Genomic DNA, 23,821 nt, shown 5'->3' on the forward strand with positions numbered 1-23,821 from the left:
GTTTCTACCCTGCGCCGATATCTTGATTTTCCCGCCGATATTTTTGATCTTACCGCTGATTTATTGGTTAAGTCCGCTGATTTCTCCGGAGTTTCCGCCGATTCTTCCTTCGGTTGGAATGGGACGGGCAGAGTTTTAGATTTGACCGCCGTTTTTTAAGTTTTTTCAAATATGGGTACGTCCTACTTCCCTTAGTTTTCTTCCTTTCGTCGATTTTTTGCATCTTTTCGCCGATATTTTTGACCTCTCCGCCGATTTCAAGAACAAGGCCGCCGATATTCCAGCGGTTTCCGCCGATTCCGGAAAAACGAAGAGGAGATTGGCCGCCTGTTTTCCAATCTTAATTTAAAAAGGTGCCCCCGGGCCGGCCAAAACAGAAAAAAGGCCGGGGCATAACCACCTCGGCCTTTTTCAATGATGATTTTTATTTTACGCCTCTCATCAGCCGTTTGATGACCGGTGTATAGAGCAGAAGGAAAACGCCCAATACAGCCGATATGAGGCCGACAACGCCGAAGTACATGACTTCGTGGTTGGCGTCATACATTTTGACAAGCTGCGCGTTCAGCGTTTGCGCCGCTGCATCCGACAAGTTCCAGAGGCTGAGCATTTGCGCCGAGAATGCGGCAGGGGCGAGTTTCGTCGATACGCTCAAACCGACCGGCGACAGGCAAAGTTCCCCGATGACAACGAGGAAGTAGCTCAGCACAAGCCATAACGGATTCACAAGGGTGTGGGATCCGTTAAAGTAAGCCGGCGCCATCATCACAATAAAGGAAAGCCCTGCAAAAATCAATCCGAATGAAAACTTAACCGGCGTCGACGGCTGCCTGTCGCCCAGTTTCATCCACAATGAAGCAAGAACCGGCGCAAACACAACAATAAACAGCGGGTTCAAGGTTTGGAACCAGGACGGCAGGATATGGAAGCCGCCGAAATCGAGCTGTGTCCGCTTGTCCGCATAAACGGCAAGCAGACTCGCACCTTGTTCTTCAATCGCCCAGAACACAATGGACGCGATAAACAGTGGAATATAAGCCAACAGGCGCGAACGTTCATCCCGTGTTGATTTTTTGCTGAAATACATCATGACGAAATACCATGCCGGGATCAAGAAACCTAAAATGCTGACCAATGTGATAAAGCGGTCCAGGTTTAATATCCCGGTAGGAATCGTGGCAGCCAAAATAATGATCAAACCTATGGTGCCCAATCCGATTTTCATAAAGGTGGATTTTTTCTCATCCGGCGTCAGCGGATTGTGTACAACAGAACCCGCCAGGCCGAGATATTTTTTCCGCGTTGTCGAAAAAGCGACGAGGCCTAAAAACATACCGACAGCTGCGATGCTGAAACCGAGATGGTAATTGTATTTTTGGCCGACAGTTCCGACAATTAACGGCGCAAGGAACGCACCTAAATTGACAGCCATATAGTAAATGCTGAATCCCGAGTCGCGGCGCAAGTCTTTCTCATCGTATAATTCCCCGACGGTTGAAGCGGCGTTCGGCTTCAATAACCCGGTGCCGAGCACGATCAGCACCATCGAAACGATGAGTGCCGGGAACCCCGCCGGAATGGCCAGTGCGATGTGCCCGAGCATAATGAGCACCCCGCCGTAAAAAACAGTTTTCACGGAACCGAGCAGGCGGTCAGAGACCCAGCCGCCGATAATCCCCGACATGTAGACGAGCGCACCGTAAATGGATGCGATGGATGCGGCGGTCGTAGGGTCCAGGCCCAATCCGCCGTTTTTCAGGCGGTCGTACATGTAATAAATGAGGATCCCTTTCATACCGTAGTATGAAAATCTTTCCCAAAACTCTGTAAAGAAGAGTGTCGACAATCCCTTCGGATGACCGAAAAATCCTGTCTGGGGCACAGTCTCCAGGATTTTTTTTCTATCTATGATTGCTGACATTCAATTGCCTCCTTATTGAAATATAAATTGTTGGAATTGACTGAAAAATAAGTGCTGGAATATGAACGGAATGAACACGATAGAATAAATATTAGCGTAAAACTAAAAAAAAATAAAGATAAATTTATTTCCAAAATTATATTTTAAAATAATAAATTCAGAGGAAAAACCGCATGAGACAACGGTTTTTCCTCTAATTTTAAAAAATAATTTTCTATTATTATATAAAATGATAACCTTCTGATTTTTATAATATGTAGGTCCGGGTTGCTCCGCAAAAAAACCCGCGGTACCTTCCCGCGGGTTTTTACCAACATTATTGTTCTCTTCTCAAATCGCATTCCTGCAACGAAACCATTTTTGTTTTCTTCGCAAATTTATAGCCGAGCCACACAGCGATAAAGATCGGAAGTCCGATGTAAGAGACAAGCACGCTCTTCCAGTCAATGTGGCTACCTAAAAATGCGGAATAATTTTGGCCGAGAATGACAAGCGCACAAACGGTAAACGCGAAAATCGGGCCGAACGGGAACCATTTCGAACGGTAAGGAAGATCATTTAAATCCTTTCCTTGCGCGACATAAGCGCGGCGGAAACGGTAATGGCTGATGGCAATGCCGAGCCATGCGATAAAACCGGACATGCCGGATGCGTTCAGCAGCCAGTTGTACACTGCCCCGTCGCCGAAAAAGGAAGCGAGAAATGCCAGCGTGCCGACAAGGGAAGTGACAATCAAAGCATTTACCGGGACGCCGCGTTTATTCAGCTTCGCGAGGAATTTCGGCGCTTTTCCGTCACGTGCCAAATCCCAAAGCATCCGCGTTGAAGCATACATGCCGGAGTTTCCGGCGGATAGCACGGCGGTTAAAATAATCGCATTCATGACCGACGCCGCAAACGCAACCCCGGCGCGCTGGAACACAATCGTAAACGGACTCATCGTAATGTCGTCGGCCGTTAATTTCGAATCCGTAAACGGGATCAACAGGCCGATGACAAAAATCGCCAAAATATAGAAGAGCAAGATTCTCCAAAACACGGATTTCACCGCATGCGGAATCGTTTTCTTCGGTTCCACGCTCTCGCCGGCCGCAACTCCGAGCAGCTCCGTTCCCTGGAAAGAGAAGCCGGCTGCCATAAAGATGCCGAGCACGGCCAAAAATCCTCCGTGGATCGGGCCGTCTGCGACAGTGAAGTTGTGGAAGCCGATCGCTTTGCCGCCCATAATGCCGAAAATCATCAAAGCACCGACCACGATAAAAGCGATCACGGTCACGACTTTAATGATGGAAAACCAGTATTCCGCTTCCCCAAATCCTTTTACAGACAAGTAATTTAATAAAAACATAATGACAAGGCATGCCGCGCTCCATACAATGGAAGGCGTGTGCGGGAACCAAAACTTCATAATAATCGTGGCCGCCGACAATTCGGCCGCAATCGTAATTGCCCAGTTGTACCAGTAATTCCAGCCGAGCGCGAATCCCAATGCAGGGTCCACAAATTTTGTCGCATACGTGCTGAATGTCCCGGCAACCGGCATATACGCCGCCATTTCCGCGAGGCTTGTCATTAAAAAGAACACCATGACGCCGATTAACGAATAGGCCAAAAGCGCTCCGCCCGGCCCTGCGCTGTGGATCGCGCCGCCGCTTGCCAAAAACAGCCCCGTCCCGATCGATCCGCCGAGCGAAATCATCGTCAGGTGGCGGGATTTTAACTTCCGTTTCAGCTCCGTAACTTCTCCTGTTTTCGGAATGGCAACCGGTCCTGTTCCGGCTGCAGTGCTTTGCCCTTTATAGATGTCATCCATGTTGATACACTCCTTTTTGTGATGGGAAGGAGCAGGGAATAAACAAAAATGCCGCGGTCGTGGAGACCAGCGGCATGTCGCATATACCCTCCATCATACCTTCCGTAGATAGCTCAACACATATGCGAGAGGATTAGCGCATATGTGACAGTTCTGTTCCTGTTCGGAAACAGCCCCAACATGGCGGTCCGGGATCCTCCGCCACATTTCGGCAGCTTTTCCTTTCAATCGGGGTCCTTAACTTTACCCGTGTCTCACCCAACTTACTCATAAAAGCTGCGACCTCTACCTCACCGGATTTGATGAGGATTTTTATTCAATTGAAGTACTATTTTTATTATATTCGTTTTTGACGGAAAATCAATAGGGAAGGATTGCCAGGCTGTTTTTGCCGGAGAGAAGGCTCTGTTAAAAGATTGTCGTTGTCCGTGAGGGATCCGCTTATCAAATAGCCCCACATAAAAATTGCTGGACATTTAAGTGCTTTTTTGTATAATACAGTTGATAGTAAACTTTTAGTTTACTTTTGTAAAACTTTATTGTTTAGAAGTTTACAAATGTTAAACAGTATGGAAGGTTTTATGATGGAAATAGGCAAAAAGATTAAAAATTTACGGTTGAAAAAAGGCCTGACCCAGGAAGAACTGGGGGAACGTACCGACTTAAGCAAAGGTTATATTTCACAGCTGGAAAGAGATTTGAGTTCACCGTCAATCGACACATTTTTCAATATTTTGGAAGTGCTTGGCTGCACTCCGAAAGAATTTTTCGATGAGGAAGAGCGCGAGCAGAAAGTTGTATACGGGGAAGACGACCAGACCGATTATGCGGATGAAGAGCGCGGCTACAAAATCCAGTGGCTTGTGCCGGAATCCAATGAAAAGGAAATGGAACCGATTTTGTTGACGCTCGAGGAAAAAGGGGAATTTAAAACATTTGAGCCTTCTTTATCGGAGACATTTGCTTATGTGTTGGAAGGCCGGATTATGGTGAGGCTTGGCAAACGCATATACCGTGCAAAAGCGGGTGAGGCCATTTACTACCATGCGTCGGATGAGCACCAGATCGTGAATGGTGCAAACGGGCGGTCAAGGCTCCTGCTTGTTGCCACGGAATCTTACCTGTAAGCATTTTGCCTGGTGATGCCCGTATCCGTTAATCATCTGTAAAAACAAAGAGGAGGACAGCGATGGACAGCAATATCATCATTCGTTTTGAACATGTCACCAAGCAATACGATGACGATCCCGCCGTTTTGGACGATGTCAGTTTTGAAATTGAACGCGGAAAATTTTACACCTTGCTCGGCCCGTCCGGATGCGGGAAAACGACGATCCTGCGCCTGATTGCCGGATTTACAGGGCCGACAAATGGCAATATTTACTTTAACGGAAAAATTGTCAACGATGTGCCGGCCGACCGGCGCCAGGTGAACACCGTTTTCCAGGATTATGCCTTATTTCCGCATTTAAATGTGTATGAAAACGTCGCATTCGGGCTGCGCATTAAAAAAATGAAGCAGGCCGCCATTGACCAAAAAGTAAAAGAAGCGCTGAAGTTTGTGAATCTCGAAGGCTATGAAAACAGGGAAATCAGCGAAATGTCGGGCGGGCAGCGGCAGCGCGTGGCCATTGCGCGCGCGATCGTCAATGAACCGGAAGTGATTTTGCTGGACGAACCGCTTTCCGCCCTCGATTTGAAACTGCGGACGGAGATGCAGTACGAACTGCGAGAACTGCAGCGCCGACTCGGCATTACCTTTATTTTTGTCACGCACGACCAGGAAGAGGCGCTGGCGATGAGTGATGAGATTTTTGTCATAAATAATGGAAAAATCCAGCAGAGTGGCACGCCGACCGATATTTACGATGAACCGATCAACCGCTTTGTCGCGGATTTCATCGGCGAATCGAATATCCTCCCGGGCAAGATGATCCGCGACTGTCTTGTCGAATTCAACGGGCGGCAGTTTGAGTGCGTCGACCGCGGCTTTGACAAAAACGAGCCGGTTGAAATTGTCATCCGCCCGGAAGATTTGGAAATGACAAGCCCGGAAAAAGGGAAATTGAAAGTGCGAGTCGATACGCAGCTGTTTCGCGGCGTACATTATGAAATTTGCTGCTACGACGAAGAGGGGAATGAGTGGCTTGTCCACTCCACGAAAAAAGCAAAAGTTGGGGAATGGGTAGGGCTCCATTTCGACCCGGAAGCGATCCACGTCATGAGATTCGGCGAAACGGAAGAGGAATTTGACAAACGCCTGGAAACGTACGAAGAGGTGGGTCATGAAAATTAACGCGCGGAATTTATACCTCGTCCCGTACGTGCTGTGGATTGTCCTCTTCGTTGTGGCGCCGATTCTGCTCATTCTCTATTATTCTTTTTTTGATATTGAAGGCCATTTGTCACTTGTGAACTATGAAAAATTTTTCACGCCCGTTTATTTGAAAATGGCGCTGAATTCTTTTTGGTACGCATTTTTAATTACGGCTTTTACGCTGCTCATTTCGTATCCGACCGCGTATCTTTTGACAAAATCCCGGCATAAGCAGCTGTGGCTGTTGCTTATCATTTTGCCGACATGGATCAACCTGCTGTTAAAAGCATATGCGTTCCTCGGCATTTTCGGCACGTTCGGCCCGGCCAATTCATTTTTGGAGTTTATCGGCATCGGGCAAAAGCAGATTTTATTTACCGATTTCAGCTTTTTATTTGTTTCAACCTATATTTTTATTCCGTTTATGATTTTGCCGATTTATAACGCCCTGGAAGAATTGGATCCGGTATTTATTGATGCGGCGCGCGACCTCGGGGCATCGAGATGGACCACTTTCCGCCGCGTCGTATTTCCGCTCACGTTGGACGGCGTCAAATCGGGATGCCAGGCCGTTTTTATCCCGTCCCTGTCGCTCTTTATGATTACGCGCCTGATTGCCGGAAACCGCGTCATTACGCTCGGCACTGCGATTGAAGAGCATTTCCTCGTCACGCAGGACTGGGGTATGGGTTCTGCGATTGCCGTCTTTTTGATCATTGCGATGGTCATCATCATGATCCTGACAGGAAATCGGAAGTGAGGGGTGAACATGAAAAGAAAATGGAAACTGTCAAACCTTTATCTGATCTTCGTCTTTATTGTCCTTTACGCGCCGATTTTCTACTTAATGTACTATTCATTTAATAAGGCCGGCAATATGCATGATTTTACCGGCTTCACCTGGGAATGGTATAAAGAAGTGTTCCACGATACAAGGCTGATGATTATTGTCATCAATACGCTTGTCATTGCGCTTCTTGCTTCCGCGATTTCGACCGTCATCGGCGTGATGGGGGCCCTCGCCATCCGCTTTGTGAAAAGAAGAAGGACGAAAAACACGCTGCTGTCTTTCAATAATGTGCTCATTGTCAGCCCGGATGTCATTATCGGCGCATCTTTCCTGATTTTGTTTACGATTGCGGGGATCAAGCTTGGGTTTACATCCGTTTTGATTTCGCACATCGCTTTTTGCATCCCGATTGTGGTGCTGATGGTGCTGCCGAAATTGCAGGAAATGAGCCCGACTTTGATCGATGCGGCGCGCGACCTCGGGGCAAGCCAGTGGGACGTGTTGTCAAAAGTCATTCTCCCGTATATTACACCGGGGATTTTTGCCGGCTTTTTCATGGCCCTGACGTATTCGCTCGATGATTTTGCCGTCACTTTTTTCGTCACGGGCAACGGCTACTCCACGCTTTCCGTTGAAATTTATTCGCGGGCGCGCCAGGGGATTTCGCTGACAATCAATGCATTGTCGACGCTGCTCTTTTTCTTCTCCATAATCCTTGTGATCGGGTACTACCTGATTAATCAGCGTCAGGCCCGCACAAACGGAATGGGGGTAAGAAAATGAAACAATTGGTGCGCGCTTTCGCCGCGGTTCTCGTTGTCGCGCTTGCCTTGCAGTTTCTCACGGTCCGCTTGAATAAAACGGAAGGCTACGCCGGCGGCAACACTTTGACGATTTATAACTGGGGGGACTATATCGACCCGGCTTTGATCAAAAAATTTGAAAAGCAGACCGGCATCAAAGTCATCTACCAAACTTTCGATTCCAACGAAGCGATGATGACAAAAATTTCTCAGGGCGGCACGACGTTTGATGTTGCGGTCCCGTCTGAATATATGATAGAGAAAATGAAAAAAGAGCACCTTTTAATCCCGCTCGACCATTCTAAATTGCCAAACTTAAAGTATATTGACCCGCGGTTTCTCAATTTATCGTTTGACCCGGGAAATAAGTATTCCGTTCCTTACTTCTGGGGCACGGTCGGGATTGTGTACAATTCGAGCATGCTGGGCGGCAAAAAAATCACAAGCTGGAATGATTTGTGGGACAAAGATTTGAAAAATGAGATCCTGCTTGTGGACGGCGCCCGCGAAGTGATAGGCATGGGCCTCAACAGCCTGCACTACTCGCTGAACGATACAAATGAAAAACATTTGGAGCAGGCAAAAGCGAAACTTGATCGTCTGATGCCGAATGTGAAGGCGATCGTCGGCGATGAAATCAAGATGCTTTTGGCAAACGAGGAAGCTTCGATCGGCGTCGTATGGTCCGGCGATGCGGCAGAGATCATGTCGGAAAACAAAAAACTGAACTATGTCGTGCCAAGCGAAGGCTCGAATCTTTGGTTTGACAATATGGTCATTCCGAAAACAGCGAAAAATGTGGACGGTGCCCTCAGGTTCATCAATTTTATGCTTGACCCGGAAAATGCCGCGCAAAATGCTGAGTATGTCGGCTACTCGACGCCGAACAAAGCGGCGCTCAAGCTCCTGCCGAAATCGATCGCAGGCGATAAGCGCTTCTACCCGGACGTGGCGATGACGAAAAAGCTGGAAGTATACAAAAACCTCGGCAAAAAAAATCTCGCCCGGTACAACGAGCTCTTTTTGGAGTTTAAAATGCATACAAAATAAAGAAGCTGTCCCGCAAAGAGCGGGGCAGTTTTTTTAGAGGGGTACCGGGAGCGGCTGGGGCTGGAGGACGGTTACAGGAAAAAGACAATAGCCGGGAAATCCGCGGCCGGAATGTCTCAAAGAAGAGCCCAATTAGACAAATGACAGGAGGACCGCGGTAGAAATGTCTAATAGAGGGTCCAAATTAGACAAAAGTCGGAGGAGCCGGAACCGAAATGTCTCATAGAGGGTCCTAATTAGACATTTCAAGCCAGCCAATGTAGCAACCTTCCAAATTAAATCCGGCCCCCAACCATCCTGTCTTGAGTCGGCACCGCCCCTCATTACGCCCTTCTTTTTTCCATATCAATATACAAATTCCGGTAAGCTTTCGATTCGGAGTGCATGCCGAGCTCATGGTAGATTTTTGACAGCCATTTGACCGGATTCGGATCGTTCCCCTTTAATTCCATTTCCCAGCTGAAACATTCAATCGCTTTTTCATACTGCCCAAACTCAAAGTATAGTTCCCCGAGTGCCGATTGACGGTCGGGGTCGTCGGCCATTCCGTGCATTTGTTCCACTTTCCGGATTACCGGCAAAGCTCCAAGCGCCTGTTTAAACGGAAGAAGCCATTCTTTTATATAAGAAGTATCCCGGTTCCGGAACAGATGGGTTATACATTTTTCCAGGAATGTTTCCGCCTGTGCAGGGTGCCCGGCAAAGAACGGGGCAAGCCGGTTCAGCGGTTCAATGTCAACATCACCTTCATCCAAATTCCATGATGCGAGCATTTTCCAGATTTTTTCGGCTTGTTCCCCGCCAAGCTGCACTTGTGGATCGAGGACCATTGGGATCAATTTCTCCGGCTGTTTCATTTTTAGATAATATTCCAGCAAATCTTCCTGCAGCGGTTGGTAATGGGGTGCGCGGGAATAGAGGTTTTCCAGCACGGCCATTTTATCCTGTACTGCCAAATGCCCGTCCAGCAGATCCAGCAGGGCGGAGTAACCGGAATCCGATGGCGCCTGTTCCATTTTCCGGATCCACAATACGGTTTCATCCAGCCAGCGGTTTTGTGAACGGAGCAGATTAACCAGCTTTTGAAAAGACGCTTCGTCATTCATTTCCTTATACAATATTTTTTCGGCATAGAGGCTGTCTTTTTGGATCAGTTCTGGTGAGACCGTTCGGTACAGTTTTTCATATTTAATCAAGTTCAAATCGCGGGAAATTTGTTTGACCCAGCTTTGCTTCGGCGCAAAGTCCGTTAAAATGCGGAGAATGCGGGCGCATTGCAGCAATTGCCCGTTGCGGCGGTATTCATAAAAAATGGACTGGATATATTCAAACAGCTTCCGTTTTGGGACAAATGATTCAAAAAATGTGGCAATCAAAGCAGTTTCATGGGGTGTAAACAATTTCTCAATTTTTCCTGTGAGGTGGTCAAAACTGATTTTCTTAAAGTTGCGGTTTGCCTGGAAAAGAATGCGGATCAGCGGATCAGGTGCTTTAAACACGATGCCGTCCCGGAAAGCGTGGGCCAAAATAGAGCCTCTTTTGATTTTCGTTGTCGGCATGGCGTTTAAATACTGGTTCCGGTAAAAAAAGAGGTACCACAACCGGCCGTCATCCCCTGAAACCTCGACGATTTTTCCCTGTAAAAAAACGGCCATCCTTTCGATCTCCGCCTGAACGGTGTGCTTATGGTCCATAATGGTCAATTGGGCTGCCATAAAATCCCCTCCTCGATAGTTTGATTATAACATATAAAAAGGGAAAACATGTGGCAGGGTTTTAAGGCGTATGTGTCAAGTTTTTCTCGACATCGTTTAAAAATCAGTGATTTCCAGACACTCTCGTATAATAAGTTTCGATCCTACTAAATGAGTCAATATCCAGTTGAATGATTGTTCTTTGACAAGTGAATCTTTGATGTTTTCGGGGCGAGCCCCGAAAACATCAATTTGGGACTTGGGCGTTTCGTGATGTTCCTAGATAATGGTCTTAGGATCATTTGGGTTAACGCTGAGAACACTCTGTAGCTTTGACTACTTAAAAAGTCTGCGTCCCCAGGTTTTTGCCCGACCTTCTAACCCGTAGGCTGTTCCTCCGGTGAACACTTTTTGTACACTTTTGGCTACCGCGCTTTGCTTGCTTCTCTGGATAAGGGCAATCCAAAAAGCCTTTAAACCGGGAATATGGGCACCTCTTTTTGATGATCGCGAAATTTACTCGCTTTCCGCAAGCGTCGCGAGCCTCCTCGCTTGTCCTTCAAACACACTGGGTCTCTTCTTGCTCGCTTTTCCCGCAGGAGTCTCAGGAATTAGCGATCATCATGTATTCTCAGCCTTTTAAAGGATTTTGGGATTGCCCCTTATCCAGGTGAAGATATGAAAACCTAAAAATCTTGCTCAAATTCCCTATTGCCTATGAAGTGCTTGTATACAGGCTGATCGATCCCTATTTTTCCCTCGAGAAATATTTTACACATACTTTGAAGACACACTGAAGATCAGGGCGTATGGCTGCAAAAAAGTTTACAAAATAAAGATGAATAATAACACCAATTTGCAAGAAACCTTTACGATTAGGCCAAAAGGGTCCAAGGGAAATCCGCCTTCCAGTGTGTGAATGGGCAGGAATAAAATGCAGGTTGTAACAATATCTTACAATGCTAAATTTTTAATAATTTAATTATATTTTTATATTGATTAATTTTCAGTTAAAAGTATAATAGAAAATGTAATCATACTAATTTACTAGGAGGATACTACATGAGCATCTTTAAGACTAAAGCAATCACTCGTCTTGTAGAAGAAACGCAGGGCAAACAAGGGCTGAAAAAAGCGCTTAGCTCATTGGACCTTACATTGCTGGGAATCGGCGCCATTATCGGGACGGGTATTTTCGTCTTGACCGGTGTGGCTGCGGCGAACTATTCAGGGCCGGCACTCGTCATTTCCTTTATTTTATCCGGCCTCGCCTGCGCATTTGCCGCTCTTTGTTATGCGGAATTTGCGGCAATGGTGCCGGTAGCGGGAAGTGCTTATACTTACGGGTATGCGGCGCTCGGCGAGTTTTGGGCATGGGTGATCGGCTGGGATTTGATCCTGGAATACGGCGTTGCGGTTGCGGCCGTTGCGATCGGCTGGTCCGGTTACGCGGTAAACCTGCTGAATAACATCGGCATCCACCTGCCAAAAGCACTGACGCTTGCACCGATGGACGGCGGCATCGTAAATCTGCCGGCAATCCTGATCATCGGCTTGATTGCATTGCTCCTGATTTCGGGCGTTAAAGAGACATCGCGTTTAAACGGCCTGATCGTCGGCATTAAAGTCGCAGTTGTATTATTGTTCATTGTACTGGCAGTCGGACATGTCAAACCGGTGAACTGGCATCCGTTCATGCCGTTCGGTTTCAAAGGCGTGATTTCCGGTGCCGCAGTGATTTTCTTTGCCTACATCGGATTTGACGCGGTATCGACAGCCGCGGAAGAAACGCGCAATCCGCAAAAGGATATGCCGCGCGGAATTTTGTATTCGCTATTGATCTGTACGGTTCTGTATATCGTTGTTTCTGCCATTTTAACCGGGGTTGTAAAATACAGTATTTTCAGCAAACCGGAAGCTGCTTCTGCCCCTGTTGCTTATGCGCTGCAGCAAATCGGCATCCACTGGGGAGCGGCACTTGTTTCCGTCGGGGCGATCTGCGGGATCACTTCCGTACTGCTTGTGATGATGTACGGGCAGACACGCGTATTATTTGCAATGTCACGCGACGGGCTTTTACCTAAAGTTTTCGGAAAAGTCAGTGAAAAACATAAAACGCCGGCAACTTCCACTATTCTTGTTGCGATTGTAACGGCTGTGACTGCAGGTTTTCTGCCAATCAATATCGTTGCAGAACTGACCAATATCGGTACTTTGGTTGCGTTCGTCATCGTATGCGCGGCTGTGATCGTTCTCCGCTACAAGCGCCCGGATCTTGAACGCCCGTTTAAAACGCCGTTCGTTCCGGTTGTTCCGGTCCTGGGGATTCTGGCCTGCGGCACATTGATTGCGGGGCTCCAGCCGGCAACGCTGATCCGCTTCGTTGTCTGGTTTGCAATCGGCATGGTCGTTTACTTCGCATATGGCTACAGGCACAGCGCACTGCAGCTTGAAACAAAAAAATCAGCTTGAATAGAAAATCAATAATAAAAAATGGACAGCCTGTGTGGGCTGTCCGTTTTACTGGTGCGCCTGGCATGGCTGCACGCTATAGGGTGAAAGTCCCGAATCGTGAAGGCAGTAGTAGCGATAGCTAACGCAAGGGTGTCCGTAGTTATGCGGAATCTGAAGGAAGCGGGCGGCAAACCTCCGATTCTTGAGGAACACGAACCTCATATAAGGCTAGGTATTACTGGATGAGCTTACCAGACAAAGCAAAGTCCATACTGCCAAAGGTGATATAGAGTAAATGAGGCAGATAGGTGGAGGGAAATAGTCTTACCCGGTGATTGAAACGCCGACTCAGTTGGTAACCAGTCTAGTGATAGATTGATGAACAATCAGAAGTCAGCAGAGGTCATCGTACAAATAAGGTAGCTCCTCATTTGGAAGGACTGAACTGAACCATGTTCAATGAAGCAGATAATCCAAAGATGGACTTACTCAGTGGACAGAAACGGTGAATTTCGTGGGAGACATTGAGAGGGCTGAGAACTAAAGTGGTTTAAGGAGAGACAGAAAAGCATAACGGACAGTGAGACTACCCGACTGACTTCATGGAACTGCCGTATACGGAACCGTACGTGCGGTGGTGTGAGAGGACGGAGGTTAGTTATCTCCTCCTACTCGATTTTTTTTTGCAGTTTTTTTCCATTTGGTATGAAGTATGGTGAATATAATACAGATTAAACACCCCCCGATTGCGCAAATGCGTTCACTGCAATCGGGGGGGGTGTTCACCTATCATTCACCACAAGATAAGCCGCTTTTACCGGGCCGTGGACGCCGACAATGAGGTTCATTTCGATATCGGCGGAGTTGCTTGGCCCCGTAATAAAATTAATGCAAGACGGAACCGTTTCGCCGTTTTTGATTTTCTCACGGATTTGGATGGCGGCCTGCGTCATGCGCGGCACAATCGTACTTTTCGGCACAATTGCGATGTACGTTTTCGGCAGAAGGCTCACCGACCGGCCGCGTTCCTTGCTGCTGAACAGGACGACCGTGCCCGATTCGGCGAGTGTAATATCACTGAACGTAATGCCGACATTCGCCTTCTCGCAAAGTTTGATATTTTTTTCGCCGATGGCCGGGTCCCACACATGCACATCCATCCCCATCTTTGGCCAGCCTTCTTGAATCAGCGGGGTTAAGCCGAATGTTTCGAACCGCTGATCATCCCAAAGCGAAACCGGCCCGCCGCCGTACAGTTCAACTACTTCATTCAGTTTTCCCGGCAAAGCCTTTACATCTGTTTCAAAAAAATCGACGTGGACGTTGAGCGACTGCTGCCTTAAAACTTCAAGCAGTTCTTCTTTGCTGGCCTGCGGCAACACTTCATATTGCGGCTTGTGCTTGTAATCCGGGCGTTTTACACCTGAAGCCATTGGTTTTCTGCCGAGCTTGCCTGCAATGTTCGCTAAAAATGCGTCCCGATTTTGGATGGTTCCGTTCATTTTGCTTGCCTCCTTACCCCCTTATTGATTTTCTTTTTTGCGTTTTTCAAACCAGTCGCGAAACGTTTCTTTGTTCGGCGCAGGGAAATCGCGCACATCGGTCCAAGGTTTCATCGGCCCCGGTCCTTTATGGATCGTATCATCCTTCAAAAGCGGGCGGACGACTTTAGAAGCAACTTTTGCCCCCATGCCGTAAAGCCCCGGTTTCGAAGCGCCGATTCCAAACGCCTTCATGAGCAGCCTTTCTGCAACCGGCGAACGTTTTTCTTTTTCCGCGATCACTTGGCGGTGTTTAATCAGCAGCTCGTGCAGCGGGATTTTGACCGGGCAGACTTCCGTGCAGGCGCCGCAAAGCGATGAAGCGTACGGGAGTTCTTTGTAGTTGTCGTAGCCGCCGAGCAGCGGGCTTAATACCGCGCCGATCGGGCCCGGATAAATCGAACCGTACGAATGGCCGCCGATATTCCGGTAGACCGGACAGACGTTGATGCAGGCCGCACAACGGATGCACTGCAGCACCGGCTGGAATTCGGTGCCGAGAATATCGGAACGCCCGTTGTCCACAATGACGAGATGGAATTCTTCCGGACCGTCGACATCGCCTTCTTCTTTCGGACCGGTAATTGTCGTAATATAGCTCGTCAGCCGCTGCCCGACCGCGCTTCTTGTCAGCAGGCTTACCAAAACCTCAAATTCTTCAAAAGTCGGGACAAGCCGTTCCATTCCCATGACGGCGATTTGCGTTTTCGGGAGCGTCGTGACCATGTCGGCATTCCCTTCATTCGTGACAAGGCCGACAGAACCGCTTTCGGCAATCGCAAAATTGCATCCCGTAATGCCGACTTCAGCGGATAAAAATTCTTTGCGCAGCACCTCACGCGCAAATTGGGCAAGTTCTTCCGGCTTTTCCGTCCCCGTGTAGCCCAACCGGTCCCTGAACACGTCCCGGATCTGTTCTTTGTTTTTATGTAAGGCAGGCGCGACGATGTGGGAAGGGTGGTCCTGCCCGACCTGTAAAATGTATTCGCCGAGGTCGGATTCCACCACAGTGCAACCCGCTTCCTGGAGGTATTCATTCAAGCCGATTTCTTCTGTCACCATCGACTTCGATTTAATCACTTTTTTCGCGTTCTTTTTTTGCACGACTTCTTTGATATATTGGCTTGCCTCATCAGCGGTCTGCGCAAAAAACACATGGCCTCCGCGTTTCGAAACATTTTCGCTTAATTGATAGAGATAATAGTCCAGATGGTTTAAGACGTGCTGGCGGATTTCTTCGCCGAGCGAGCGCCATTCTTCCCAGTTCCCCAGTTCATTGGCAGCCGCCAGCCGGTTTGTCTGGAGCCGCTCCTGGGCACTTCGGACGGCGCCCCGCATAAAATCGTCCCGGATGCCTTCTTCCACTCTACTTTTAAACTTTTGGTCACTGATCGATAAACCCATTTGTTTCACCCCTTTACCGTGTTTTTTCAATCCCTGCTGTTCAAGACTTCGGCAATATGCATGATTTTAATCGGTTTCCCTTTTCGCTGCATCCGGCCGCCGACGTTCATTAAACAGCCGCAGTCGCCGCCGATTAAATAGTCCGCGCCCGTTTCCTCAACATGTTCCACTTTTTCATCGACCATTTGCTCGGAGATTTCGCTCATTTTTACGGAGAATGTGCCGCCGAATCCGCAGCATGTCAACGCGTTTGGCAGTGGGACAAATTCAAGGCCGCGTACATGTTTTAATAGTCTCATAGGCGCATCTTTCACGCCGAGCAGGCGCGTCATATGGCATGAAGGATGGTACGTGGCTTTGCCGTGCAGGCTTGCCCCGACATCTTCGACTTTTAAAACATCCACAAGGAACTGCGTAAATTCATACGTTTTTTCCGCCAATGCTTTCGCTTTCGGCTCCCATTCCGGGTCTCCCGCGAAAATTTTCGGATATTCTTTGAACATATACGCGCACGAGCCCGACGGTGAAACAACATAATCGGCGTCTTCAAACGTTCTCATCATTTGTTTCATCGCAGGCTTTGTGTCTTCCAAATAGCCGCTATTGTAGGACGGCTGCCCGCAGCAGATCTGGCCTTTTGGAAAATCGACTTCACAGCCCTGCCTTTCCAGCACTTCCACCATTGCTTTCCCGACATCCGCTTTAAACATATCGACAAGACAAGTGATGAACAAACTCACTTTCACAGTTTTCACCTTCTTAAAAATTAGATAAATCATCAGATGATCGGATTTATATTATTATACTCCTTATAGTGAAAACTTGGCAATGAAAGAGTTTGCAAGAAATGAAACCCTTTTCTTTTTATTTTACCGTTTGAGAAAGTCTTGACCACTGAAAAACATTATACAACATAAATGCTTTTTACGGAGGGGGTGGAACTATGGTGACGTTGGAAAAACTTGTTGAACTGCCCGCCTTCAGCCGGATTGCGCTTGTTTCCGGGAAAGCGGGGATCAGCCGGGCGGTGGCGGGGGTCAATGTGACGGAGAGTGTGGACTGGGCGCAATTTTTCAAGCCGAACGAGCTGCTTGTCACGACTGGGATCAGCATGGCAAATGATCCGGAAAAATTAACGGAGATGGTCAAATTTGCTTTCCAGCGGCATGCGGCTGGGATCGTCATCAATACGGGCCCTTATATTCCGGAAATTCCGCTTAAGGTCTTTCAGTTCGCCGATGTGCATCATTTCCCTGTTTTTCAAATGCCTTGGGAACTCAGGGTTGCCGATTTGATCAAAATCACGGTGCAGTTTTTGATGATGGAACAACACAGGCAGACCCTCGCACAGCAAACCCTCGTGGAACTGCTTTTCAATCCGGGGTTGGATAAGGAGCATATCCAGAACTAACTTTCCAAATTCGGTTTCGGGAAAAATGCGGATTACGGCATCATTGTATGCACCCAAAGAGATATGGAGCAGCCGGATATGCTGCCGTTTGCGCAAACGATTGAACGCTTTAAAAGCAGGAATTCTGCAAACGCTCGGGTCAGACCAGTGCTCTTTTAACTTTAACGGAAAAAAACAGCTCGGGCGCAATTATTTTTCGAAAATTTCGAACGTCGGACCGTTTATTGAAGACCGGATCAGCATTCTCTTTTCTGAAGGTGTGAAAAAAGGCATCCTGACGTTAAACCGGTTTGTCGATATTGTTTCCACCCAGCCGGCGAAACTGTTCGGCTTGTTCCCGGAGAAAGGAACGATTGCAGTAGGGGCAGATGCGGACCTGGTGATTTTTGATCCGGAAGTGAAGCGTGTGATTTCCGCGAGAACCCATCATATGAACGTAGACTACAGCGCATTTGAAGGGATGGAAATTATCGGGGAGCCGGTCTCCGTTTTATGCCGCGGAAATTTCGTTATCAAAGACAAACAGTTTGTCGGTGAACCGGGGAGCGGAAAATATCTCAAATGGAAAAAATTCAATGAAGGCATTTTACAGTTCCCGGCTGCAGCCACTGTATAAAGGAGGAGGTTCATGCGCGAATCAGAATTATTTAAACAAGAAAAATCCGAGATTGACATCTGCTCGAAAATGGATTTAAAATTTCGAAAGCGGTGGAAGATGTGTATGGGTCCGCTGTCACCTTTACAAAAAATAAAGGTTTTTCAATACTGCCGTACGCCGGAAGGAAGAAAATATTTTCCGCTAAAAATGTGATTGCAGGAATTAGAGGGAGCTGTCCCAAAAGTCAGTAGATTGACCAGTGGGCACCCCTTTTTTTATGTAAGGTAATGTTATCTGAGAATGTTGATGATCGCGAAATTCAATCGCTTTCCGCACGTGCCGAGAGCCTCCTCGCTCGTCCCTCAGCACGAGGGGTCTCTTCTTGCTCGCTTTTCCCGCAGGAGTCTCGTGAATTTTGCGATCATCAACGAGTCATATACAGAGAAAATGTAAAAAAACCGCCTTTCCATTATGATGCAAACATTGAATGCCCGACAGCCTGGTGCTGCCGGGCTTTTCTACGGTGCGCCTAGCATGGCTGCACGCTATAGGGTGAAAGTCCCGAAACGCGAAGGCAGTAGTAGCGATAGCCTAACGCAAGGGTGTTCGTAGTGATGCGGAATCTGAAGGAAGCGGGCGGCAAACCTCCGATTCTTGAGGAACATGAACCTCATACAAGGCTAGGTATCATTGGATGAGCTTGCGTAACAAAGCAAAGTCCGTACTGCCAAAGGTGATACAGCGTAAATGAGGCAGATAGGTGGAGGGAAAGAGTGCAGTCTTACCCAGGGAGGTCTGACTGATATGCCGACTCAGTTGGTAACTAACCTAGTGATAGGTTATTGAACAGTCAGAAGTCAGCAGAGGTCATAGTACAAATAAGGTAGTTCCTCATTTGGAAGGACTGAACCATGAAGGAGTGTGGAATAAACTCGAATTTCACTTTGTTCAATGAAGCAGACAATCCAAAGATGGACTTACTCAATGGATAGAAACGGTGAATTCTGTGGGAGACATTGAGAGGGCTGAGAACTAAAGTGGTTTAAGGAGAGACAGAAAAGCATAACGGATAGTGAGATACCAAATCACTATCCGACTGACTTCATGGAACCGCCGTATACGGAACCGTACGTACGGTGGTGTGAGAGGACGGAGGTTAGTCACCTCCTCCTACTTGATTGCCATATAACGGAAAAATCCCCATATATTATTTATCCAATTAGCAATTTACCATTTTATCAAACTAAAGATATGCGTTAAAATAATATCATGAATTGAAATGAGAACAATCTAGAAGGTGGACATAAATGGATAAAAAATGGGGTTTATGGACGTTAACAATGTTTGTCGTAGGAAATATGGTGGGCGGTGGGATCTTTATGCTGCCGGCGAACCTGGCGCAAGTTTCGGGCGTACTCGGTTCGACGTTGGCATGGCTGCTGACCGGGTTCGGCGTCTTGACGATCGCGCTTGTGTTCGGAAATCTGGCAATCCGCAAACCGGAATTAAAAGCAGGGCCGCAAAGCTATGCCCAATCATTGTTTAAATCGAAAAAAGCGGGCAGAATCGCCGGCTACAGCATGGCATGGGGCTACTGGGCGGCCAACTGGGCTGCCACTGCTTCCGTCATCATTTCGTTTGCCGGCTATTTGACGACCTTTTTCCCGATCATGCAGAGCACGAAAATCATGGTTTCGATCGGATCTTTCCAATTGGAAACTGGGAAATTCCTGACATTCGTTGTATGTACGGCGATGCTGTGGGGCATCCAGTGGATTCTCGCCCAAAATTTTAACAGCGGCGGGAAAATGAACCTCGTTGCAACGGTGACAAAAGTGCTCGGCTTTATGATGTTCATTGTCATCACGGTCTTTGCCTTTGATGACGCCAACTTCGGCAATGCGAAAGCTTTCGTGGATGCAAAGGGTAACGCCGTTCCGCTCGGCGGCCAGATCAATGGCGCGGCGATCTCGACATTATGGGCATTTGTCGGCATTGAGTCGGCCGTCATGCTTTCCAACCGCGCGAAATCGCAAAAAGATGTAAAAAAAGCAACACTGCTCGGCCTGCTCATTTCGATGCTCATTTATGTCGGCATTACGCTGCTTACGATGGGAGCCTTGTCTCAAGCTGAACTGCGCGCATCGCAAAAACCGCTTGTCGATGCGCTCGGGCAGGTACTCGGTGCAAACGGCCAGTATATTTTGGCGGCATTGGCGCTGATCTCGCTGTTCGGTTCAACGGTCGGCTGGATTATTGTCAGCTCCGAAGTGCCGTACCAGGCGGCGAAAGCCGGGCTGTTCCCGGAACTTTTCGGAAAAAGCAATGGCAAAGGCTCGCCGGTCCGTTCACTAACCGTAACGAATATCATGACGCAAATCTTCTTATTCTCCACCGTTTCCGGTACGATTTCGGAGGCATATGATTTTGCGATTGTTGTGGCGACATTGGCATACTTGATCCCGTACCTCGTTTCGGTCATATACCAGTTCAAACTGGTTCTGACCGGGGAAACGTATACGACTTTGCGCACCCGCATAACAGATGGTATCATGACCGCGATGGCGCTTGTTTATTCAGTGTGGGTGATTATCACCGGCACTGCCGATTTAAATACGTTCTTCCTCGGCATCGGGCTGTTTATCGTAGGATTGGTTTTGTACCCGGTTCTGATGAGGGAAAACATGGCATTGAAAGAAGTGTTGAATTAACAAAAAGTAAGGAAACCCGTCGGGAAGACAATACTTCTCGACGGATTTCCTTCGATTCGGACATAGGATTGAAAATTCAATAAATTTCTGCGGATCCTTCGATTTTAGTAAAGGGGCGGAGGATCTTTTTCTTTTCGCTGATTTCTCGTACGGTTCAGCTGATTTTATTGGTCTTCCCGCTGATTTCTTGGGGAAATTCGCCGATTTTTTCAATGTTTTCGCTGATTCCTCTAAAATGAGTACGCTGACCGGCTGCTGTTTTAAGTTTCACCGCCGGTTTTTCAACTATTTTCTAATAGAGATGCGGCTATCATTTCTTTTTTTCTACTTTTCGCCGATTTCTTGTACCTTTACGCTGATTTTTTCGAACCTTCCGCTGATTTCCAAGGAATGTCCGCCGATATTTCCGGAGTTTCCGCTGATTCCGGAAAAAGAGAGGAGGAGAACGGCCGGAGTTTCAGACTATAACGCCGTTTCTAGGGGAAATCTTGCAAAAGCTCAGTGCCGGTTCCTCCTTTTTTTGTCCAGCGCCGATTATTTGTGCGTTTTCGCTGATTTATTGGCCTTTTCGCTGATTTTTTGAGGAGATTCGCCGATTTCCCTCTAGTTTTCGCTGATTCCTCTAAAATGAGTAGGCTGACTGGCTGCTGTTTCAAGTTTCACCGCCGGTTTTTCAACTATTTTCTAATAGAGATGCGGCTATCATTTCTTTTTTTCTACTTTTCGCCGATTTCTTGTACCTTTCCGCTGATTTCCAAGGAATGTCCGCCGATATTTCCGGAGTTTCCGCTGATTCCGGAAAAAGAGAGGAGGAGAACGGTCGGAGTTTCAGACTATAACGCCGTTTCTAGGGGAAATCTTACAAAAGTTCAGTGCCGCTTCCTCCTTTTTTTTTGCCCAGCGCCGATTATTTGTGCGGCACCTCCGATTTAATAGGTCTTCCCGCTGATTACTTGAGGAAGTCCGCCAATTTCCCTCTAGTTTCCGCTTATTCCGCAAAGCCGAAAAGAAAAAATCATCGCAGTTTCAGACGCCGCCATCATTCAAACCGCATTTAAAAAAGGATGCCGCCCAAAAGGGGACATCCTTCCGCATTACAAACACATTTTTAAAATCTCGTAAACATCTTCTTTAGTAAGTTTTGTGAAGTTGCCGATCGGGCCGAATGGCAGGGCTTTTTCCGCCATGACATCAAGTTTGTCATCCCCGATATTGTAATCGGCAAGGCGGCTTGGTGCGCCAATTTCGTTAAAGAAAGCGCGGACCGCATCGATGCCGGCCAAAGCAACTTCTTCATCCGTTTTCCCTTCCGGATCCACGCCCCACACTTCCACAGCAAACCGTTTGAAACGCGGGACATTTTCTTTATAAACGTACTTCATCCAGTTCGGGAAGATGATCGCAAGGCCGCCGCCGTGCGGAATATCGTAAACGGCGCTGACCGCATGCTCGATCGAGTGCGTCGCCCAGTCCGTTTCAACGCCGGTGGCCAGCAGACCGTTCAGCGCAAATGTCGAACTCAGCATCAAGTTGGCGCGCGCATCATAATCTTCAAGGTTTTGGAGCACTTTGCGCGCATTTTCAATGACCGTTTTCATGATTGTTTCTGCAAAACCGGTTTGCAACGGGATTTCTTTCGTATGGGAGAAATATTGTTCAAACACATGCGAAAGCGTATCTGAAATGCCGTAAACGGTTTGGTTTTTCGGTACGGTGAACGTATTTTCCGGATCAAGGATCGAGAAGGTCGGGAACGTCATGCCTGCCCCGTGTTTCTGCTTCGTTTCCCAATTGGTGACGACGGAGCCCCGGTTCATTTCCGACCCGGTTGCCGCCAACGTGAGCACCGTACCGAGCGGGAGGGCCTTTTCGGCTTTCGCTTTTCTTTCATAAAAATCCCACACATCGCCGTCATACAGGGCGCCCACCGCAATCGCTTTGGAGCAGTCGATGACGCTGCCGCCGCCGACAGCCAAAATCCAATCGAGTTCGTTTTCGCGGATGATGGAAATCCCCTTTTTGACCGTCGACAGGCGCGGGTTCGGCTCAACGCCGGCCAGTTCCAGCACATTGCAGCCTTTCTTTTGGAAGATAGCCTGCAGTTTGTCATAAAGCCCTGAACGTTTGATGCTGCCACCGCCGTACACAAGCAAAATCCGCTTGCCGAGCTGGTCGATTTTCTCTTCCAGCTTATTCAGCTGCCCTTTTCCGAAAATCAATTCAGTCGGATTGTAAAATGTAAATGGGTTCATGCAACAACCTTCTTTCCTTTGCGTTTTACAGACAGATTGTACCACATTTTAGGATGCATCAATTAATTTAAAGGCTTGCATGGTGAAGACAGAATCCCGTGGTAAAATAGAAAAAAACGGAAGTGATACGATGGAAAGTGAACGGTTGAAAATTTTTGATGAAAATGGTGCGGAAATCGGGACGGCAACTCGCGCGGAAGTCCACAAGAAAGGGCTGTGGCACGAAACCTTCCACCTGTGGCTGATCGGTCAGGAAAAAGGGGCTGCACACATTTATTTCCAAATCCGCAGCCCGCAGAAAAAAGATTTCCCGAATAAGCTCGACATTACGGCAGCAGGGCATTTGCTTGCGCATGAAAGCGTGGAAGACGGCATACGGGAAGTGAAAGAAGAACTGGGGCTGGATCTCTCCATGGATTCGCTGGTCCCGGTTGGAACCATTCCGAACGTGACGGAAAGGGAAGGCTTTATTGACCGTGAAATATGTCATATTTTCTTACATAAATGGTCAGGGGAAGTGGAAGATTTCCGGCTGCAAAAGGAAGAAGTAGCAGGAATCGTAAAAGCCAGCCTTGAAGAATTTGCCGCTTACTGCGAAAGAAAAATCCGCTCCCTGCATGTCGAAGGGTTTATGATCGATGAAACCGGGCGGCGGCATCCGGTGCAAAAATTCGTACAGCCGGGAGATTTTGCCCCGCACGAATCCGCATATTATGCGAAATTGATAGAGGCAATTGGGAAAAATTTTTGCTAACATTAGCGTTTTTTCCAGATTCATTCATCATATTTTAATCATGATGGTCTAACATAAGATCGTCTGAAGGCTGTGCGGTTCCGCGGACTCTGGCTGCCGTTTCGGCAAGGGTCGGGCCGGTGGTTATGACCGCGGATCCGGGCGGCGCCGATCATTTAAGATAAAGGGCACTCGAACAGTGGTGCCCTTTTTTGCGTTTAAAATCGGTTACACAAAAGTTTGTAAGAAAACCTTACAATAAAAACAAAAATTTTTAAAAAAATTAGAGAAAAAGTATTGAAAAATTGTCTGACATCACATATGATAAT

General features: G+C 47.7%; 16 protein-coding genes, 1 pseudogene and 1 riboswitch. Of the genes and pseudogenes, 10 read left to right on the forward strand and 7 right to left on the reverse strand.

Annotated elements, in window-relative coordinates; all coding sequences use genetic code 11:
• Nucleotides 1–424 precede the first annotated feature (424 nt).
• On the reverse strand, nt 425–1,921 hold the full coding sequence (locus BpJC4_RS05735) for a peptide MFS transporter (protein ID WP_151679912.1): 1,497 nt from the start codon (nt 1,919–1,921) through the stop codon (nt 425–427).
• A gap of 316 nt (nt 1,922–2,237) precedes the next feature.
• The gene (locus BpJC4_RS05740) at nt 2,238–3,734 is read right to left on the reverse strand and encodes an amino acid permease (RefSeq protein WP_172968277.1); all 1,497 of its coding nucleotides are present in this window, start codon (nt 3,732–3,734) and stop codon (nt 2,238–2,240) included.
• Nucleotides 3,735–3,835: 101 nt separating this feature from the next.
• Nucleotides 3,836–4,030: riboswitch (Lysine riboswitch) on the reverse strand.
• 288 nt (nt 4,031–4,318) lie between these two features.
• On the opposite strand from BpJC4_RS05740, the gene BpJC4_RS05745 reads away from it, so the two are divergent.
• The 5 genes from BpJC4_RS05745 to BpJC4_RS05765 all read left to right on the forward strand — a co-directional run bounded on the left by BpJC4_RS05745 (nt 4,319) and on the right by BpJC4_RS05765 (nt 8,694).
• Nucleotides 4,319–4,861: a helix-turn-helix domain-containing protein gene (locus tag BpJC4_RS05745; protein WP_172967521.1), complete on the forward strand. Its 543-nt coding sequence runs from the start codon at nt 4,319–4,321 to the stop codon at nt 4,859–4,861.
• Nucleotides 4,862–4,923: 62 nt separating this feature from the next.
• Nucleotides 4,924–6,030, forward strand: a complete 1,107-nt coding sequence (locus BpJC4_RS05750; protein WP_151679914.1) for an ABC transporter ATP-binding protein — start codon at nt 4,924–4,926, stop codon at nt 6,028–6,030.
• On the forward strand, nt 6,020–6,811 hold the full coding sequence (locus BpJC4_RS05755; RefSeq protein WP_151679915.1) for an ABC transporter permease: 792 nt from the start codon (nt 6,020–6,022) through the stop codon (nt 6,809–6,811). The genes BpJC4_RS05750 and BpJC4_RS05755 overlap by 11 nt, the downstream gene beginning before the upstream one ends.
• A gap of 9 nt (nt 6,812–6,820) precedes the next feature.
• Nucleotides 6,821–7,624, forward strand: coding sequence for an ABC transporter permease (locus BpJC4_RS05760; RefSeq protein WP_151679916.1), 804 nt, complete (start codon nt 6,821–6,823; stop codon nt 7,622–7,624).
• Nucleotides 7,621–8,694, forward strand: coding sequence for an ABC transporter substrate-binding protein (locus tag BpJC4_RS05765; RefSeq protein ID WP_151679917.1), 1,074 nt, complete (start codon nt 7,621–7,623; stop codon nt 8,692–8,694). The genes BpJC4_RS05760 and BpJC4_RS05765 overlap by 4 nt, the downstream gene beginning before the upstream one ends.
• Before the next feature lie 323 nt (nt 8,695–9,017).
• Here the strand turns inward: BpJC4_RS05765 and BpJC4_RS05770 are convergent, their stop codons facing one another.
• The gene (locus BpJC4_RS05770) at nt 9,018–10,409 is read right to left on the reverse strand and encodes a tetratricopeptide repeat protein (protein WP_151679918.1); all 1,392 of its coding nucleotides are present in this window, start codon (nt 10,407–10,409) and stop codon (nt 9,018–9,020) included.
• 1,041 nt (nt 10,410–11,450) lie between these two features.
• On the opposite strand from BpJC4_RS05770, the gene bcaP reads away from it, so the two are divergent.
• Nucleotides 11,451–12,860, forward strand: a complete 1,410-nt coding sequence (gene bcaP, locus BpJC4_RS05775; RefSeq protein WP_151697634.1) for a branched-chain amino acid transporter BcaP — start codon at nt 11,451–11,453, stop codon at nt 12,858–12,860.
• Nucleotides 12,861–13,624: 764 nt separating this feature from the next.
• Here the strand turns inward: bcaP and BpJC4_RS05780 are convergent.
• The 3 genes from BpJC4_RS05780 to lutA are packed head-to-tail and all read right to left on the reverse strand — an operon-like array spanning nt 13,625 to nt 16,533.
• Nucleotides 13,625–14,344, reverse strand: a complete 720-nt coding sequence (locus BpJC4_RS05780; protein ID WP_151679920.1) for a LutC/YkgG family protein — start codon at nt 14,342–14,344, stop codon at nt 13,625–13,627.
• Nucleotides 14,345–14,365: 21 nt separating this feature from the next.
• Nucleotides 14,366–15,787: a LutB/LldF family L-lactate oxidation iron-sulfur protein gene (locus BpJC4_RS05785; RefSeq protein ID WP_151679921.1), complete on the reverse strand. Its 1,422-nt coding sequence runs from the start codon at nt 15,785–15,787 to the stop codon at nt 14,366–14,368.
• Between the two features lie 26 nt (nt 15,788–15,813).
• Entirely contained in the window at nt 15,814–16,533 is a 720-nt protein-coding gene (gene lutA / locus BpJC4_RS05790; RefSeq protein WP_151679922.1) for a lactate utilization iron-sulfur protein LutA, read from the reverse strand.
• 197 nt (nt 16,534–16,730) lie between these two features.
• Here lutA and BpJC4_RS05795 point away from each other — a divergent pair, with 197 nt between their 5' ends.
• The 3 genes and pseudogenes from BpJC4_RS05795 (at nt 16,731) to BpJC4_RS05805 (ending at nt 20,507) form a co-directional block, all read left to right on the forward strand.
• The gene (locus BpJC4_RS05795) at nt 16,731–17,198 is read left to right on the forward strand and encodes a PucR family transcriptional regulator ligand-binding domain-containing protein (protein ID WP_253724293.1); all 468 of its coding nucleotides are present in this window, start codon (nt 16,731–16,733) and stop codon (nt 17,196–17,198) included.
• A gap of 100 nt (nt 17,199–17,298) precedes the next feature.
• A pseudogene (locus tag BpJC4_RS05800) lies at nt 17,299–17,814 on the forward strand (amidohydrolase family protein); the annotation flags it as partial.
• A 1,289-nt stretch (nt 17,815–19,103) separates the two neighbouring features.
• Entirely contained in the window at nt 19,104–20,507 is a 1,404-nt protein-coding gene (locus BpJC4_RS05805) for an amino acid permease (protein WP_151679923.1), read from the forward strand.
• A gap of 1,094 nt (nt 20,508–21,601) precedes the next feature.
• Here BpJC4_RS05805 and BpJC4_RS05810 read toward each other — a convergent pair.
• The gene (locus BpJC4_RS05810) at nt 21,602–22,759 is read right to left on the reverse strand and encodes an iron-containing alcohol dehydrogenase (RefSeq protein ID WP_151679924.1); all 1,158 of its coding nucleotides are present in this window, start codon (nt 22,757–22,759) and stop codon (nt 21,602–21,604) included.
• Nucleotides 22,760–22,889: 130 nt separating this feature from the next.
• Between BpJC4_RS05810 and BpJC4_RS05815 the strand changes: the two genes are divergently transcribed.
• Complete coding sequence (locus tag BpJC4_RS05815; RefSeq protein WP_151679925.1) at nt 22,890–23,513, forward strand: NUDIX hydrolase; 624 nt, start codon at nt 22,890–22,892, stop codon at nt 23,511–23,513.
• Nucleotides 23,514–23,821: the final 308 nt, after the last annotated feature.

This window comes from Weizmannia acidilactici, assembly GCF_008974185.1.
Lineage (GTDB): Bacteria > Bacillota > Bacilli > Bacillales > Bacillaceae_C > Weizmannia > Weizmannia acidilactici.